This window comes from Bacteroides sp. RTP21281st1_H5_RTP21281_210402, assembly GCF_040918965.1.
GTDB lineage: Bacteria > Bacteroidota > Bacteroidia > Bacteroidales > Bacteroidaceae > Bacteroides > Bacteroides congonensis.
This window is the reverse complement of the sequence record NZ_JBCOWR010000002.1, coordinates 182,372-198,889: the sequence shown is the minus strand read 5'-3', so window position 1 is coordinate 198,889 and position 16,518 is coordinate 182,372. Positions and strand designations below refer to the sequence as shown.

Here is a 16,518-nt window from a genome sequence, read left to right as displayed (position 1 = left end):
GACATAAGAACAAAAGAACATATTATTTTTGAGTACTTTTTATCAAGCAATGATAAATTATAATTCTCAAAAATAATATGTTCTTTTGTTCTTATGTCTTAACTATAAATCATCTATTTGGGCAACGTCACAGAGAAATGTTGATTCGGAGTATGTTGCTCAAAGATGATAGCTTTCATCTTTTCCACGATCTCAGGATGTTGGAGTGCTATATCGTTGTCCTCGTGAATATCCGTTTTCAGATTGTAGAGGGAAGGCTTTCCCTTCTTGACGATTAGTTTCCAGTCGCCCATGCGTACCGCTATCTGGTTCGTTTCATTGAATTCCCAATACAGGAAGTCATGCTGTTTCTGTTTCTTCTTGCCTAGCAAGGTCGGGGCGAAAGAGATACCGTCGAAATAATCCACCTCTTTTTCCTTGTTGCGGTATTTCTTTTCGTAGTTCTTGATGCCGGCTACATCGCAGAAAGTAGGCATTAAGTCGTAGAAAGCACAGATATGGTCGTTTACTTCACCTGCGGGTACACGTCCCGGCCAACGGGCGATAAACGGAATACGTATGCCGCCTTCGTGACACTGGCGTTTCAGTCCGCGCAGTTTTCCATCTCTGCCGAAGAAAGTAGGGTCGGCTCCGCCTTCCTCGTGAGGGCCGTTGTCACTGGAGAAGATGACTAATGTATTCTCGTCCAGTCCTTTTTTTTTCAGCTTTTTCAGAACCTCACCCACGTAATAGTCCAGGCGGGTAATCATGGCTGCAAATTGGGCGTGTGTATGCGTGATGGCGTTGTAGCGTGAGCCTTCACTGCCTTTGAATACTTTGTCAGGGTCGAACTTTGCCTTATATTCGTTCAGAAGAGAATCTTCCGGCTGAACCAGTTCCGCATGAGGCAAAGTGTAAGTAAATACCCCGAAGAACGGTTGCTTGCCGTCCTGATTGTCCAACCACTCCATTGCTTTCTCGTGAATCATGTCGGCGGAATACTGCGGACGTTTCTGGTAGTCGGGACCGTACATCGGATATTTGATGTTTTCGTCCATGATGACGCGTACTACGCCTGTGTCGCCCAGCGCTTTGCTGTATCGGTTCAGGAAGTTGGGGTAGTAGAGGTGAGCCTGGAACTGGCAGATATAGCCGTAATATTCGTCTATGCCCCGTTTGTCGGGAGTGGAGCAGGAGCCTTCGTAGCCGCCCGCCCATTTGCCGAACATACCTGTGGTATAGCCGTTGTCTTTCATGATTTCCGGCAGGATGATGTGGTCGGGGTCGTAAGGATGTTGTCCCACTACGGAATATTCTTTGTTGTTTCCGTACATGATGATGGGGGAATTTCCCCAATATTCCTTGTTGCCGCGTACTTCGCAGTGACCGCTGTGTTGTCCTGTCATGAACGAAGCCCTCGAAGGAGCGCTGACGGGACTGCCCGCATACGCTTGAGTGAAACGTATGCCTTCGCTTGCCATAGCGTCTATATGGGGAGTGCGTATGAACGGCTGGCCGTAGCAGCCCAAATCTCCGTATCCCATGTCATCGCAGAGGATAAATATAATATTAGGTCGGGCATTCTTTTTCTGTGCGTTGGCGGATAGGGCGGATAAGAGCAGTGTGCCGCCAATTATTGAGATTGATTTATAATCCATTAGGTTGTTTTATTTTTAAAGGTTGAATGTCTGTTTTTTAAGGTTGAATGTATGAGTATCCGGAATTATTTGCCTATAATATCCTTTCCGTCGCGTACACTTTGGAGAATATTTTGCAGTTCGGTCACTTTTTCAGGCATTTGGGAAGCATAGTTGGTCACCTCTTTCACTTCCTGCATTTTGTAGAGTTGAGGTTCTTTGGAGTTTCCGGTTTCAATCTTCGGTCCCCACTGAATCATTTTCGGCCCGTTACTGGGTTCGATGTATTTCCAGTCTTTGGTGCGGACGGACAGTGTGTGGTTGGAAGCCTGCTCGATAACCCACGGACGGTCTTTCTTGTCTTTGCCCAGCCAGCTTCCGAGGAAATTGTAGCTGTCCGGAGCGGTGTTTTTGGGCATAATGGCTCCCGTCAGTGAAGCGAGCGAAGCCAACCAGTCGATTTGTGAAACCAACAGGTCTGAAGTCATGCCTTTTTTCACTCCGGCAGGCCAGCTAAGGATGGCAGGGATACGGGTTCCGCCTTCGAAAGCACTGTACTTGTTACCTCTCAGGGGGCCTGCGGGGCTGTGTCCGTTGAGGAGTTCTTCCGCTTTATCATCATATCCGTCATCAACTACCGGGCCGTTATCGCTTGAAAGGATGATGAGGGTGTTTTCCCTCAATCCCAGTTTCTCCAGTGTGTTCAGTATTTCGCCGACGCAATAGTCGAACTGTACGATGGCGTCACCTCTCAACCCCATCGGATTCTTTCCTCTGAAACGGTCGTGAGGGAAGCGGGGAACGTGTACGTCATTTGTTGCGAAGTAAAGGAAAAAAGGCTTGTCCTTGTTTTCTTCAATGAATTGGATGGCGTGGGTGGTTAGTGAGTCCGCTATATTCTCGTCTTTCCAGAGTGCCTTTCCGCCGCCTTTCATGTAGCCGATACGGGAAATTCCGTTAACGATGGACATATCGTGTCCGTGGCTGGGTCTAAGATTATATAGCATTTCGGGATTGCTTTTTCCGGTCGGTTCACCTTCAAAGTTCTTCTGGTAACTCACCTCGATAGGGGCGCTGGGGTCGTAGTTGGCTACTTTCCCGTTTTCGATGTACACGCAGGGAACGCGGTCGGCTGTGGCAGCCATGATGTAATGGTAGTCGAAGCCCAAATCGCCCAGTGCGCAGGGCAGGGGAGCGTTCCAGTCCTGTGTTCCCGCCTTGTCTCCGAGCCCGAGATGCCATTTGCCGACGGCAGCGGTAGTGTATCCCGTACTTTTGAACATATCTGCCATCGTGTATTGCTCGGGACGGATAATCATTCCGGCATTTCCGGCAGCTACGTCCGTTCCTTTTTTACGCCATGCGTATTCTCCTGTCAGCATGGAGTAGCGGGAAGGAGTACTGGTGGCGGCTGTGGCGTGGGCATTGGTAAAAAGAATACCCGACTTGGCCAGCCGGTTGACGTTGGGCGTTTCTACGTTTTTGGCTCCGTAGCATTGCAAGTCTCCGTAGCCGAGGTCGTCAGCGTAGATGAATACGACGTTAGGGGCTTTTGACTTTGTCGGTGTTGTGTTTTCCGGCGTTTTGTTCGTTGCGGTTGCTGTAGTGACACAGACTGTAGAAGATAAAACTGTGAATAATAGGGGGTGTTTCATTCTATAGTTTTTATTAAAGGGTTAATAGAATTGCAAATGTATTATTCTATTTTGTTAAAAACAACTTTATTATCCATTAATATGATTGCTACATGGCTTCATGGATAATAAAGTTGTTTGTTGTAGTTTGAGTAATAAGGATAAATATGCTCTTAATAACCCGGGTTCTGAATGACTTGAGGGACTTTATCTGTTTCGCTGACAGGAATAGGCATCAGGTAATTCTTTTGTGCAAAGTTGCGGATCACGTTCAGTTTTTTGATTGTGCCGAGAAATAGTTCGTCGGTTGCTCCGCTGATATTCATACCTTCCGGTATTTCTCCCAGACTTTCTGCATTTTTCCAGCGGCGTAAATCCCAAAAGCGGTGGTTTTCCATATAAAATTCAATCTGGCGCTCTTGACGAACGATGGCTTGCAGACCCTTATAAGAATTTGCGTATGCTGCGCCTGATTTAGAGTTTTTCCATGCTTCGTCCACCCCCTTTATGCCGGCACGAGCGCGAACTAGATTTATATATGTCTTTGCTTCTGCGAAGTTAGTCTCATCTTGTGTTTCAATTAGGGCTTCCGCATAATTCAAATACATTTCTGCCATTCTGAATACCGGATATGGATAATTATCGGCTCCGGGACCTTTCGCATATAGCGGACTAACGCACTTTTTATTCAAATATCCGCTTATCGAATAATTGGTAGAACGGCCATCCCAACCTTGTTCTTGCTTATATTTGAGATCTAACTTGACTATTCGATTCGCTTGATTGCCTGTAATGGCGACTCCATAGAAGTTACTGATTTCAAAAGGACCATTATGGAAACCGATCCATGCATAGAAACGAGGTTCACGTCCGAGATTCAGATTTAACACGGTATCATTCAGTAATGGTGCGCCTGCAGCATATTTCTTAAGACCGGCAGCAGGACAACCTGCCAGATAGTCCGGGTCATGAGAGTAGTTTTTAGCTGTCAGCAGGCTAGTCTCATTCCAATTGTCAGAATATTCCCAATCCGGATCTTCATCGATTGGCAGTCCATTTTTTGTGTAGAATCGTTTCACGGTCTCTATAGTTGGAGCAATCAGGCTCCAGGCATTCTTGAATCCATTGTCATTTTTCTGCTGATAAGGCGCCGATTGATTGGAAATCATATAGGCTGTTTCCGGACGTGTATCTCCCCATATCACTTCATTGTTATTTCCGTCATTATCTATAAATGCCCAACGTACAGCGCGTTCATATGGGTCATTCATTCCCGGTCTGGCGGCTACGGCTTTTCCTGCGTCATCCTTATTGTATAGTCTGAAGCCGGCCGCTGTCATCTGATCAATTGCGTCTTTGGTAACTTCCGCCGCTTTTTTCCATTTCTCAACGCTATATTCTTGAGAAATCAAATGTTCGCCTTTGCTGTTTTTAAAGTTGCTGTAAAACTCGCTATTCCCGTTGAACAGGGGAGAAGCGGCATATAAGTACATACGTGAACGTAATGCCAAGGCACACCATTTGGTGAGACGTCCATAGTCGGTAGTCTCAAAAAACTGTCCGTCATTTTTCAAGCCTCCATCTATTGCTAATTGAATTTGTTTGTCTATGAACGTCACACACTCGTCATAACTGGAACGTTCGGGATATTCAGTATAAGGCGTCGTTTCGGGATACGCATGGTCTATAATGACAGCCGGACCGAATGCCCGCAATATCAGCCAGTGGTAATATGCAATCAACAGATGCGCTTCTGCTTTATAATAAGTCAGATCTTCTTCCGGAAGCTTGGGCGTTTTATCTACGACAGACAAGAATTGCCAGCAAGTACGAATTCCATTATAACATGATTCCCAATATGTCTTTGCCAGGGTGGGAGCAGCCGGTGAATAATATCCCCTGGCAAACTTAGACCAGTCATTCTTTTCTTCATTGGCGATGGCTACTTCTCCTCCTGTCATTTTATCAAGGGCTTCGGAAGCGCGTGAGTTGGGGATGTATCCATAGCAAGCGTTCAAATAATTCTTTGCTTTTGTCGGAGTGTCGTACATGTTGTATTCGGTTGTTTGTTCATCCGGAACGATATCCAGGTAGTCACAACCGGTCAATGATACAACAGACAATGCTATTAATATGTTTTTTAATCTTTTCATAATAACTGATTATTTAAAGGTAAATTGAAAACCGATGTTGAAAGTGCGTGCGGTAGGGTAGCTCATGCCGGAGCCACCGCCCATTTCAGGATCCCAGTATTTGAATGGAGAGAATGTCAACAAATTGCTTCCGGATAAGTATACGCGGAAGAATTTATGGGTATAACCGATTTCTGCATTCTTCAGTTTCAGGAAAGCGCCATTGCGCAACCAATAGGTTGAATTTACATTGTTGTTGGAATTGTCGGTTACACTCAGGCGAGGGTAGGTGGCGTTCGTGTTCGGATTATCTTCTGTCCAATGATCCTTGGCTATGAAGTCCATTACCCCTCTATTGGCATTGCTGCCGAAAGGATGGAAACCGTTCATCATCAATGAACGTCTGGCTGCTCCCTGGAAGAGGAAAGACATATCCCATTTCTTGTATTTGATAGAACTACCGAAGCCATAGATGATTTCCGGAGTGGTCGTATTTCCTATATAAGTTTGGTCGTCTGTATCTATTTGTCCGTCTCCGTTGAGGTCTTTGTATTTGATATCACCTGCCCGCGGGATATATCCCAACGTTTGTCCGGGCGTATCCGGACTGTCTAATTCTTCTTGTGTGAAAAGTCCTTCGGCTACATACATTTTTAATTGGTCAATGGAATGTCCCACTCTTGACAGTTGGGGTGAGGTCTGATAAGGCGGATCGTCATAGGATATGATTTCATTGTGAGCATAGGTAAATGTTCCTTTGACAGATACAAACAGATCCTTGTTGACTTGCTTGTTGTAATCTATCGTGAAGTCTACCCCTCTATTATCAACTTCTCCTACATTGCCGTAAATACTAGTCGAACCTGTGCCGATAAAAGCCGGAGTACTGTTAGAGCGTGACAGATAAATCTTTTCACGGCGTTCTTTGAATACGTCCAATGAAATATTTACATCATGGAACAAACTCATATCGAATCCTACATTTAATTTCTTTCCTACTTCCCATTGGAGATCCGGATTGTAATATCGGGTCCATACCGGACCGGCAGTGCCTTGATTCATCTTGTCTCCAAAAGTGTATTTGGGAGCTCCATTCAGAGCAATCGTTTCCAAATAAGCGAAACGCAATGAACTATAGTCGTTACCGACAAGTCCGTAAGAAGCTTTCAATTTCAAATGATTCACTATGTTTGACAGTGGTTTCCAGAATTTTTCTTCTGAAATATTGTAGCCTACGGCAATGGAAGGGAAAAAGCCGAAACGGTGTCCCTTGGAAAAATTCTCTGAACCGTTGTAACCGAAGTTCCCTTCAATCAGATATCTATTATCATAGCCATAGGAGAGACGGCCTGCAATACCTTGTTTTCTTTGAGGTAAGGATTCAAACAACGTTGTCGGTTTGTTATTCGATGTTTCATCCTGATTATACAAGAACATGGCGTTGACATCATGGTTGCCGAAAGTGCGGGTATAATCCAAATATGCTTGAAGGTATAGTTTGCGAGTACCGGTGGAATTTTTTATGCCTTCAATATCTAGATTAGTAGACTGTTCACTACCGACCATTTCCAAATTATCGCTATTCGTCGCGTATTGAAACTGGTTGTAGCTGGCAGTACGTGATACCACAGTAGTTGAATAATTTTTGAAAGAAACAAGCGCCTTGGCCTTTAATCCTTTAGTAATAAATTTTAAGTCTTGCTCCAGACGCAATTTGGCTTGGAATGTGCTCGATTCATTGGATTTATATCCTTTTACATATTCGGCAACAGGGTTGTTATACCCACCTCTGCCGTTGCTGCCTCCACTCATACCACCCCAACGGATATAGGTATCGCCTTCCTGCGCAGGAAATAGAACAGGGAAATCAACGGGAGATGTGGTGCGTGTTAAATTGAAAATATTATCGGCATCTTGTGTAGGGCCGTTCCAGTTACGAATGCTGGCATTCAATCCCATAGATACTTTAGTCGTTTTGGTTACGTCAATATCCAAGTTATTGACGAAATCATAGCGAATAACGGAGATGCTATTATTGTAGGAGAAATAGTCCTTGCTCAATGACTTCATATTACCGCCATCCCTCTTGATCGCTGCACTCATAAAGTAATGAACCGCTTTTTTACCTCCACGTATATTCAGGTTTGCCCGTTCTGAAAAAGCCAGTTTGTTGAACATTTCGTCATACCAGTTGACATTCGGATATTTCAGCGGATCGGTTCCGGCGATTGTTCCCGCAATTTTATCTTCAGAATATAAACCTTCATTGTCACCGCGTGTCAACTTGGCTTCGTTGTAGAGTCTCATATATTCTACACCATCTACAAATTCCGGTACGTTAGTAAGTTGACGAACGGAACCTTCCAAGCGGATGTTAATAATGGGTTTCAATACGTCTTCGCCTCGTTTGGTTGTCACGATCATGACACCGTTGGCTCCACGAGTACCATATAATGCCGTAGCGGTAGCATCCTTCAAGACGGAAAATCCTTCGATTACTTCAGGATCCAATGCATTCAAATCGCTGGAGCTGATTTCTACACCATCCAATACAATCAAAGCACTATTACTATTGAGACTGGATTTACCACGAATCCAGAAATTTGCTCCGTCAGCACCTGGTTCGCTACTGGACTGTACGGAGATAACACCTGCCAGACGTCCGGCAAAACTACTGCTTAAACTGGAAGACGGAACTTGTAATTCGGCTGGCTTGATCTGCTGTACGGAACCTACCATACTGGCTTTTTTCTGTCCCACGCCAAAAGCGGTGATAACTACTTCGTCCAAGGCCTTGCTGTCTTCTCTCAATTCTATATTGATCAACTTTTGTTTGCCGACTTTTCTTTCCATTGTCTGATAACCGATATAAGATACCATCAGGATATCTTCGGGAGAAGCATTGACTTTAAACTTACCATCAATGTCAGTAATGACTCCGGTTCCGGCACCTTTTATCTGAACGGTAGCTCCTATGACCGGATCGTTTGTCGCATAGTCTATAACCACACCGATAATTTCTTCTTTTTTCTTACTTTGCTGTGGAGCAATGCTTTTCGATTCGTTTACCGATAAGATAACGTCTTTGCCTTTGATGACATACTTCAGGTTAGTACCTTTTAAGACTTCGCTCAATACTTTGTCAAGGTTACCTTCGCAATTGATGTCTTTTTTGGTATTGTTATCCAAATCGGTGGACTTAAAAAAGAAAGAATAAGTACTGTTCTTTTCAATAAGCTTAATTGCTTCTTTCACAGTGATAGCTTTTCCTTTTACAGATACTTTCTCCTGTGCTGCACTGACCGACAGCGGGATAATGAATAGGAATAAAATGGTCATTCGCATGTACCATTTCCTGGATTGTATTTTTTTCATGTTTTAAAAATTGATTAATACAAGATTAGATTAATATCATGACAGGGTGAAGGTGTTGTTCCTTCTATCTCTTTTCTAATTTCTAAGGGTAGTTCTCTTTTTCCATGTGTTTTTCTTAATTATGATTTTACTTAACTATTCTATTTTTAAAAGGCCTCTGTTATAAATACAGTTGATTTGTCCTTGTCCCGTACACGACTTCCATCTTTTTTTCTTCTTATTCTTCTTTTCTTGCATTTTTTTTGTACTTTAGCTGCATCTTATAAATACTAATGATGACTGAGGAGCAAGCTGTAACATTGTTGAGCAAGGAAGATAATCATGAAGCATACTCTTATCTGTATGAGATGTACTGGAGTAAAGTGTATAACTTTGCCAGGCTTTACATCTCTTCCATAGAAGATGCAAAAGAGATTGTTCAAATCGTTTTTGTAAAATTATGGGAAACCCGTGCTTTCTTGAAGGAAAATGAAAGTTTGAAAGGTTATCTTTTTATTATTACCCGCAATATTATATTCAATCAGAAAAGAAGGAGTTTCAATGAGGATTTTTACAAGTCTTCCGTATTAGATGCCTATACGGAAGATAACATTAATGACGCTTGCGAAGCTGAAGAGAAGATGTATGCTATGGAACTAAGCAGGTTCATAGATGCTTTGATTCAGAGTTTGCCCGAAAGACAGCGTGATTGTTTTATGCTTAGCAGGGTTGAGAAAATGACTTACCGTGAGATTGGAGAGCGTCTGGGTATTAGCGAACGTACCGTGGAAGTGCATATTGTTCGTGCTCTGAAATACTTGAAGAAGAATATAATTTTGTTCCTTATCTTTTTAGCCCAATAATGTAATATAATATAATAAAGAAAGCCTATTACCACTTCCCCTAAGAAAAGCGATAATAGGCCGGTCGTTTTGTGTTTATGTTACTTTTCCTGCTATTATTTTATTTAAAATGTTACTTCCACTTTATTGTTTCCTTTGGCGGGGATGGCATATACTTTGGTCGTTCCGTCCAAAGTTGCCAAGTCTGTGCTGACAGTGAATGATTGCATGGGGGAAACGAATACCAGCTTGCTTCCCAGGTAGACTTCGTAGGCTACCACATTCTGCCAGCCTGTCATTGTTATTTTGTTGCCTGTACGTGTTGCCGTTCCTCTTTGGATGGCAGCGTCTTTCTTATAGATATCGACATTGTGCTCACATATATATTCAAAGTTATGTGCCGGTTTGGAATATGTACTTGTCTTGGCACGGATAGCGTCGGCATCTTCTTGCGTAATGACCATCTGTCCTTTAGCATAATCTTCTACCAACTGGTTCACCGGATTCAGGAATCCCCATTTGGTGAAGAACTCTGCCAAGTCCAGCTTGGTTACTTGGGACGCACGCCTTACAAATTCAATCTGATTACCACCAATGGATGTGATATCGTCTTCCGTACGAAGTAGTTCGTAAAGGTCTTTGTAATAATCTTCTTGACCTAACACCTTATTTATATAAAGCTCCAATTGCCAGAAAGGGACAAGGCGGCAGAATGGGTCGGATTCTGTAACTAGTGCCTGTGAAGTGGTGAAAGTACTGGTCATTGCTTTTTCATAACGGTTAGTAAAGCCTTTGCCGGCAAGACTTTCATCGCGGAGACGAATCTCGCAGCCATATTTCTCACTAAACAGTGTTTGTACATGCATGGCACAGATATTATTGGTAACCTCTGTGGTGCTCAACCATTTTAATCCGGGGCGTGTCTGATTGCAATGTCCTATTTCGTGCGCAGGTCCCCATACATTCGATTTGAGGGCGGCCGCTGAGCCTATCTGTCCCATTGTATTGTTATTATAGGCTGTATGGTAACTGGTAGCATACATATATGATTTATACATGACATTTAAATACATTCTGTTTCTGAACATACGATTGTATTTTTCCAGTCCCATAAATTTCATTTCTTCATAAACGATATCATCATAGAGGTCGATGAGTTCTTTGGTCGTATTTCTGAAATGTTGGGTTTCAAACGTCAGGTGAGCATATCTTCCTAAGACGTCAAAATGCTTGTTAGTGGCTGCATTTGTTAATCTATACCAGTCATCTTCTGTATGTTTGCCCGAATCGAAGTAACCGTTTACTTTTCCCGATGCAAAGTGTATCTTAACAGGTTGGGCTGTTTCAGCTTCTTCTAATGTCGAAGTGTGGTACATTACATATACCAAGCCTTTGTTGCTGATTTTTAGTTTGTTATATCCATTGACTAACGGGTAGATATCACCACCGAATCCGTCTTTCTCTTCCGTCTCTTTATCCAAATTCTGCACTTTCAGACTTATTTCCTGGCCGTGCATGTCTCCTACAAACACAACTAAAGATTCTTTGTCGTCTACTGCAATTCCCGTAGGGTTGTCAAGCAGGCTGTAAGGGTTGGTCTTGTTGGTCGCTGCCTGGATGTCAGGATGGGGATAAGCTTTATAAGTCTGTATGCGGAATTCAGACTCATAGGTTCCTTTCAATAGGTGAAGTGCCAGATTTTTATAGAAATCGAATGGACAATTATTGTTGATATAGTCTTCTGATTGTGCTTCGGGTTTTAGTACCGAACAAGTCTCGTCTGTGAATAAGATTCTCCAGTCGAATATATTCGTGTCTTTTTGAAAGAACTCCATTTCTTCACAGGCTACCAGATTGTTTTCGAATTCGCTCCCGCTTCCGCTTCCTTTTCCTTTCCCTGTCTTAATGATAAATTTGATAGCGCATGCCGTTATTGTTTGCGGGAAATCAACACGTGTCCCAACACATACTTCTCCGCCAAAGTCTTTATCGGTGATATGTGTATATTGGCTGTTTTCATTTGCGGCAGGGTCGTTGGAATATAATATTTCTGTTTCACCAAAATATCCGTTTTTATTTCCATCCTGGCGGGAATAATATTTAATATAGTCTAGGGCTACAGGATTATTAAAGTAATAAATAATGGTATGTGGACATGGCTGGTTGGTAGCACAGTGCCAGCGAGTCCCGTTTGTATTACCATCAAAACTTTCTTCTATCTTTCTTCCGTTATTTGAACTTGCCCATCCTCTGTCAGGAGTAATCTGTATGTCTTCCGCCAAATCTTCACTTCCACTCGGATCATATTCCGGCAGACCTGCCTGTTCGACAGGAATCTCGACTTTCAAATTTAATTCAGGATCAACAGCACTGACTACGATAGTGCCACGGCGTTTCTCAGTGGTTATATTTCCTTCCACTGTGTACGTATATTCATGGTCTATCATGGCTGCTGCGCGAGTTTTGTCATCAGGGTGAATTTCCGGCACTACAACCCAACTGGGACTTGCAATTTCTAATCCTTCAACATTGGTCGTGACTTTGAATTTGATTTCGGTTTCGTCTCCGGTTTCCAGTTTAAAGAATTTCGGATCGACCAAAATCGCCAGCCCGTTACCAAGTTGGCTGACTGTGATTTTTCTGCTTTTAGCTTTCCGGTAGACAATGACTGTGGTACTGCGTACCCCTTCATTGTGGTTGTCGAGTACGGATACTACCAGTTTATCACCGTCAATGATTGCCGAACACCAGTCTCTTGCATCTTCTTGCACTTGTACTTTCAAATCAGGAATATTCGTCGTGATTTGAATCTCCTGCGAAGATGCTTTCGTTTCAAAGTTCATTGTTTGGGTTTCGACTTCCAATACCGGGAGTGCTTCTGTTTCTTCTCCGTCACTGCACGAACTGCCTAATGCTAATAGTGACAACGATAGCATTAGTGCATTGAAAAATGTCTTTTTCATTGCATTAAATATTTAAGGGTTAATAAAAATGTAATTCAGATAGTTCTGATACTGACTAGTATAAAATGATACTGTCTTTTTCTGCTTTGATTTTTAAGTTAAAGGAGATGCATATTTTGTCCAATACATCTTCCAGAGACTCGCTTTTGCGTATCGTTCCCGAGAAAAGATTTCTGGCACATTGTGCATCGCGTATTTTAATGTTTGCGTGATAAGACTCATTAATCAAATCGACAAGTTCGCTCATTGGTTTGTCTACAAAGCGGTATTCTTCCGAACGCCAGTCGTAGTCTTCCAAATCTATTTCGTTATTTGTTACTTCATGAGTAACCGTGTTGTAGATGATTTGGTCTGAAGGTTTCATATCAATGCTTTTCTGAAGTGCTTCGGCACTGAATACGATGCTTCCGGTATAAAGGGTGATTTCAGCGAGTTTATTGCCTGATTTGATATTGAACTCTGTTCCTTTCACTTCTATCTGAGCGTCTTGAAAATGGACGCGGAAAGGATGAGAGGACTTCGTGACATCGAAAGAGGCCTCACCTGTGAGTATTACATCACGATTTTTGATGAATTTGCTTTTATAGCGTATGCTTGCTCCTTCTTTCAGCCATATTTTGGAATTGTCCGGTAAGGTGGCTACGGTCAGTTTCTTATCAAGAGAAGCGTTAATGGTAATATAGGGATTGGTGAAATAATCGACTGTCCACATTCCCATAAGGAGTACGAGGCAGACTGCTGCAACAGAGTATCCGATTCTTAGATAACGTCTGCGACGGGCAACTTTTCTTTCGTGCGGCCAACAGGTAGAGATTATGTTGTTCCATATTTCCGAGGGGTCTACCTGATCTTTGATATGGGTAGACGAATCGCTTTCCCATTGTTTATTCTGCAAATGGGTTACGGGTTTCTCTTCGGACAGTTCAATCTTCTCGGATGCTGTCAATCCCTTGGTCAGCATCTTTTTGATTGTATTTGTTAACTTAGTTGGTTCTGTTGCCATAAATTTCTGTTTTACCTTTCTATTAATAAATACAATCGAAAAGAATAGTACCCGTACACGAAGCGTCTCTTTTTTCAAAAAAATGTGCTTGACTGAAAATCAAGCACATTTATAGGGAGAAAGAATTATTTCAATTCGATAATTTCTTCATTGCAATTAGTCAGCTTTTCGATTCCTTCATTAGTGACTACCCAGGAGTTTTCTATGCCGACAGGGCCTACACCCGGAAGAACGATTTTCGGTTCGAGGGCAAACACCATTCCCGGTTCCAACTCCTGCTTGATGCGAGGGGCGAGGACAGGGGCTTCATTGATTTCAAGACCGATACCGTGACCGATAAACTTGGCTTGCTGACCTGTACCCATGAATTTGTCTGCGAATCCGGCTGCGGTGACTATTTCGATGGCAGCATCATATAGTTTTTCACAAGCAACGCCCGGTCTTGCCATGGCAGCAATCTTTTCCTGAATATCGAGACAGACTTGGTGAGCCGCATAGGCTTCTTCCGATAGTTTCCCGATGGAGAATACGCGGCTCATATCGCCCATATATCCGTTGAAGTTACCGCCTATATCTACCATGACGCTTTGTCCTTCTTTCAGCGGAGTCTTGTTAGCTCCCCCCGGAAGGGCAGGGTCAAGTCCCTGACCACCTAAAGCAAAGTCATAAGGAGAAGGATAGCCGGCGTTGTCTCCCGTCAGTACGCTACCCATGAATATTTCCATACTGCGTCCGAATACGCGGAAAATGCCCAAGCAACCTTGCAGACGCATCAGGCGTTCTATTTCGATAGAAAATTCGACATCGGTCATGCCGGGGCGATATACGCTCGGTATCAGGTCATATGCCTTTGCGTGGGCAATGCCCGAACGGCGGAGCATTTCTATTTCAACAGGGGTTTTTACACTGCGTGCCTGGCGGATTAACGGGGTTCCGTTCACAACTTCCGCTTCAGGAAACAGGCTTGCCAAACGGCAATATTCCGTGTAGGGAAGTTCGTCGCCTTCCAGCATCAGTTTTGCAGGCAATGGCAGTCCTTGTTCTTTCAGCAAATCGACAATCTGTTCGGGTTTGCGGATAGGGAACGCATGTTCGCCTGTGATATTATTGGGACGTTTGAAAAACAGCAATGCAGGTGAGTGGAGAGGGAGATAAATATAACCGCTGACTACGCAGCCATAGGTATAAATTAAATTTGCATTACAAGTGATTAGCGCGGCGTCAATGCCCTGTAACGCCATCAGACTGCGAATTTTATCGCGGCGGAATTTTAATTCGGGTTGTAGCATCTTTATTTATTTGTTACATGATTATTTCTTACAAAGTTATGCGTGATAAATTATTAGTTGTGAGTTAATTATCCCGAATAACAATTTCACAATCTATTATTTACCCTACAATGCCACAAAGATAATTAATTCCATTGAAAATATTGTTAATTTCAAAAAAATAGCGCTACCCGCGTCCTGTCACAGGAGGCGAGTAGCGCAAACCACAAATACAAATACAACTAAACAAAGTCTTTCTAAATGACGCCTTGTCCCATCATTGCGTGGGCTACTTTCATGAATCCGGCAATGTTGGCACCCTTCACATAATTAATGTATCCGTCGGGTTCTGTGCCGTACCTCACGCATTGCGCATGGATACCGTGCATGATTGCGTGGAGTTTTTCGTCCACTTCGGCGGCACTCCAGCTCAGGTGCATGGCGTTTTGAGACATTTCCAGTCCGGAAGTGGCAACACCACCTGCGTTGACTGCCTTGCCCGGGGCATACATCTTCTTATGTTCGATGAAGAGGTCGATGGCTTCCGGCGTACAGCCCATGTTGGAAATTTCTCCGACGCAAAGTACGTCATTTTTTATGAGATTTTGAGCATCTTCTCCATTTAATTCGTTCTGAGTCGCGCAAGGAAGCGCAATATCAGCTTTCACTTCCCAGGGACGTTTGCCTTCTACGAAGGTTGCGTTCGGATATTTTTCTGCGTAAGGCGCAACGATGTCATTGGCCGAAGAACGAAGTTCAAGCATATAGTCTATCTTTTCGCCGCTGATGCCATCTGGGTCGTAGATATATCCGTCCGGGCCGGAGATGGTGATTACTTTCGCACCCAGTTCGGTAGCTTTGGTTGCTGCACCCCAGGCAACGTTTCCAAATCCGGAGATGGCTACTGTCTTCCCTTTTATATCTATATTTTTTGCCTGCAACATTTGATGAACGAAGTACAGACCACCGAAACCGGTAGCTTCGGGACGAATCAGTGAACCGCCGAATTCCAATCCTTTTCCGGTGAAGGTTCCTGTAAATTCACGGGTCAGCTTCTTGTACATACCGAACATATAGCCTACTTCGCGTCCGCCTACGCCGATGTCGCCGGCAGGCACATCCATATCCGGGCCGAGATGGCGCCATAATTCCAGCATGAATGCCTGGCAGAAACGCATGATTTCAGCATCGCTCTTTCCACGTGGCGAGAAGTCGGAACCGCCTTTACCGCCACCCATAGGCAGGGTAGTCAGTGCGTTCTTGAATGTCTGTTCGAAACCGAGGAATTTCAGGATGGAAAGATTCACGGAAGCATGGAAACGGATACCACCTTTGTACGGGCCGATAGCGTTGTTGAACTGTACGCGGTAGCCCAGGTTGGTTTGCACTTCACCTTTATCGTCTACCCACGTCACACGGAAAGTAAAGATACGGTCGGGCTCTACCAATCTTTCTATGATTTTGGCTTTTTCAAATTCAGGATGTTGATTGTATATATCTTCAATGGAGAGAAGGACTTCTTTGACTGCTTGAAGATATTCAGATTCACCGGGATGCTTTGCCTCCAAAGAGGACATGATTTTTTGGATGTTCATGATACTATATTTTAAAAGGTTAATTCTGATAAAATGTCAACTAACTCACTGCAAATATAGGAAAATTTTTCAGATTCGATTATTTTCAAGCCGATATTTTGATTAAATAAT

General features: G+C 43.4%; 8 protein-coding genes and 1 pseudogene. 1 reads left to right on the top strand and 8 read right to left on the bottom strand.

Translation table 11 applies throughout. From position 1 onward, the window contains the following. Nucleotides 1-113: 113 nt before the first annotated feature. The 4 genes and pseudogenes from AB5443_RS04365 to AB5443_RS04350 all read right to left on the bottom strand — a co-directional run bounded on the left by AB5443_RS04365 (nucleotide 114) and on the right by AB5443_RS04350 (nucleotide 8,757). Complete coding sequence (locus AB5443_RS04365) at nucleotides 114-1,637, bottom strand: arylsulfatase (protein WP_277133988.1); 1,524 nt, start codon at nucleotides 1,635-1,637, stop codon at nucleotides 114-116. 65 nt (nucleotides 1,638-1,702) lie between these two features. Then, a pseudogene (locus AB5443_RS04360) lies at nucleotides 1,703-3,163 on the bottom strand (arylsulfatase); the annotation flags it as partial. Between the two features lie 260 nt (nucleotides 3,164-3,423). Continuing rightward, nucleotides 3,424-5,403: a RagB/SusD family nutrient uptake outer membrane protein gene (locus AB5443_RS04355; protein WP_277133992.1), complete on the bottom strand. Its 1,980-nt coding sequence runs from the start codon at nucleotides 5,401-5,403 to the stop codon at nucleotides 3,424-3,426. A 9-nt stretch (nucleotides 5,404-5,412) separates the two neighbouring features. Continuing rightward, the gene (locus tag AB5443_RS04350; protein ID WP_277133994.1) at nucleotides 5,413-8,757 is read right to left on the bottom strand and encodes a TonB-dependent receptor; all 3,345 of its coding nucleotides are present in this window, start codon (nucleotides 8,755-8,757) and stop codon (nucleotides 5,413-5,415) included. A 275-nt stretch (nucleotides 8,758-9,032) separates the two neighbouring features. On the opposite strand from AB5443_RS04350, the gene AB5443_RS04345 reads away from it, so the two are divergent. Further along, the gene (locus AB5443_RS04345; protein ID WP_195663396.1) at nucleotides 9,033-9,599 is read left to right on the top strand and encodes an RNA polymerase sigma-70 factor; all 567 of its coding nucleotides are present in this window, start codon (nucleotides 9,033-9,035) and stop codon (nucleotides 9,597-9,599) included. 104 nt (nucleotides 9,600-9,703) lie between these two features. Here the strand turns inward: AB5443_RS04345 and AB5443_RS04340 are convergent, their stop codons facing one another. The 4 genes from AB5443_RS04340 to gdhA all read right to left on the bottom strand — a co-directional run bounded on the left by AB5443_RS04340 (nucleotide 9,704) and on the right by gdhA (nucleotide 16,407). After that, nucleotides 9,704-12,541, bottom strand: coding sequence for a M60 family metallopeptidase (locus tag AB5443_RS04340; RefSeq protein WP_277133996.1), 2,838 nt, complete (start codon nucleotides 12,539-12,541; stop codon nucleotides 9,704-9,706). A 55-nt stretch (nucleotides 12,542-12,596) separates the two neighbouring features. After that, nucleotides 12,597-13,544 carry a FecR family protein gene (locus AB5443_RS04335; protein WP_277133998.1) on the bottom strand — a complete coding sequence of 316 codons (948 nt, stop codon included), beginning with the start codon at nucleotides 13,542-13,544 and terminating at the stop codon, nucleotides 12,597-12,599. 125 nt (nucleotides 13,545-13,669) lie between these two features. Continuing rightward, on the bottom strand, nucleotides 13,670-14,833 hold the full coding sequence (locus AB5443_RS04330) for a Xaa-Pro peptidase family protein (RefSeq protein WP_073344528.1): 1,164 nt from the start codon (nucleotides 14,831-14,833) through the stop codon (nucleotides 13,670-13,672). Nucleotides 14,834-15,069: 236 nt separating this feature from the next. Continuing rightward, nucleotides 15,070-16,407 (bottom strand): NADP-specific glutamate dehydrogenase, encoded by a 1,338-nt coding sequence (gdhA, locus tag AB5443_RS04325; RefSeq protein ID WP_368114107.1) that lies wholly within the window; start codon nucleotides 16,405-16,407, stop codon nucleotides 15,070-15,072. Nucleotides 16,408-16,518 lie beyond the last annotated feature (111 nt).

Bases quoted from the DNA above. Each gene is read 5' to 3' on its own strand.
- AB5443_RS04365 (WP_277133988.1), bottom strand. From the start codon at position 1,637: ATGGATTATAAATCAATCTCAATAATTGGCGGCACACTGCTCTTATCC.
- AB5443_RS04355 (WP_277133992.1), bottom strand. From the start codon at position 5,403: ATGAAAAGATTAAAAAACATATTAATAGCATTGTCTGTTGTATCATTG.
- AB5443_RS04350 (WP_277133994.1), bottom strand. From the start codon at position 8,757: ATGAAAAAAATACAATCCAGGAAATGGTACATGCGAATGACCATTTTA.
- AB5443_RS04345 (WP_195663396.1), top strand. From the start codon at position 9,033: ATGACTGAGGAGCAAGCTGTAACATTGTTGAGCAAGGAAGATAATCAT.
- AB5443_RS04340 (WP_277133996.1), bottom strand. From the start codon at position 12,541: ATGAAAAAGACATTTTTCAATGCACTAATGCTATCGTTGTCACTATTA.
- AB5443_RS04335 (WP_277133998.1), bottom strand. From the start codon at position 13,544: ATGGCAACAGAACCAACTAAGTTAACAAATACAATCAAAAAGATGCTG.
- AB5443_RS04330 (WP_073344528.1), bottom strand. From the start codon at position 14,833: ATGCTACAACCCGAATTAAAATTCCGCCGCGATAAAATTCGCAGTCTG.
- gdhA (WP_368114107.1), bottom strand. From the start codon at position 16,407: ATGAACATCCAAAAAATCATGTCCTCTTTGGAGGCAAAGCATCCCGGT.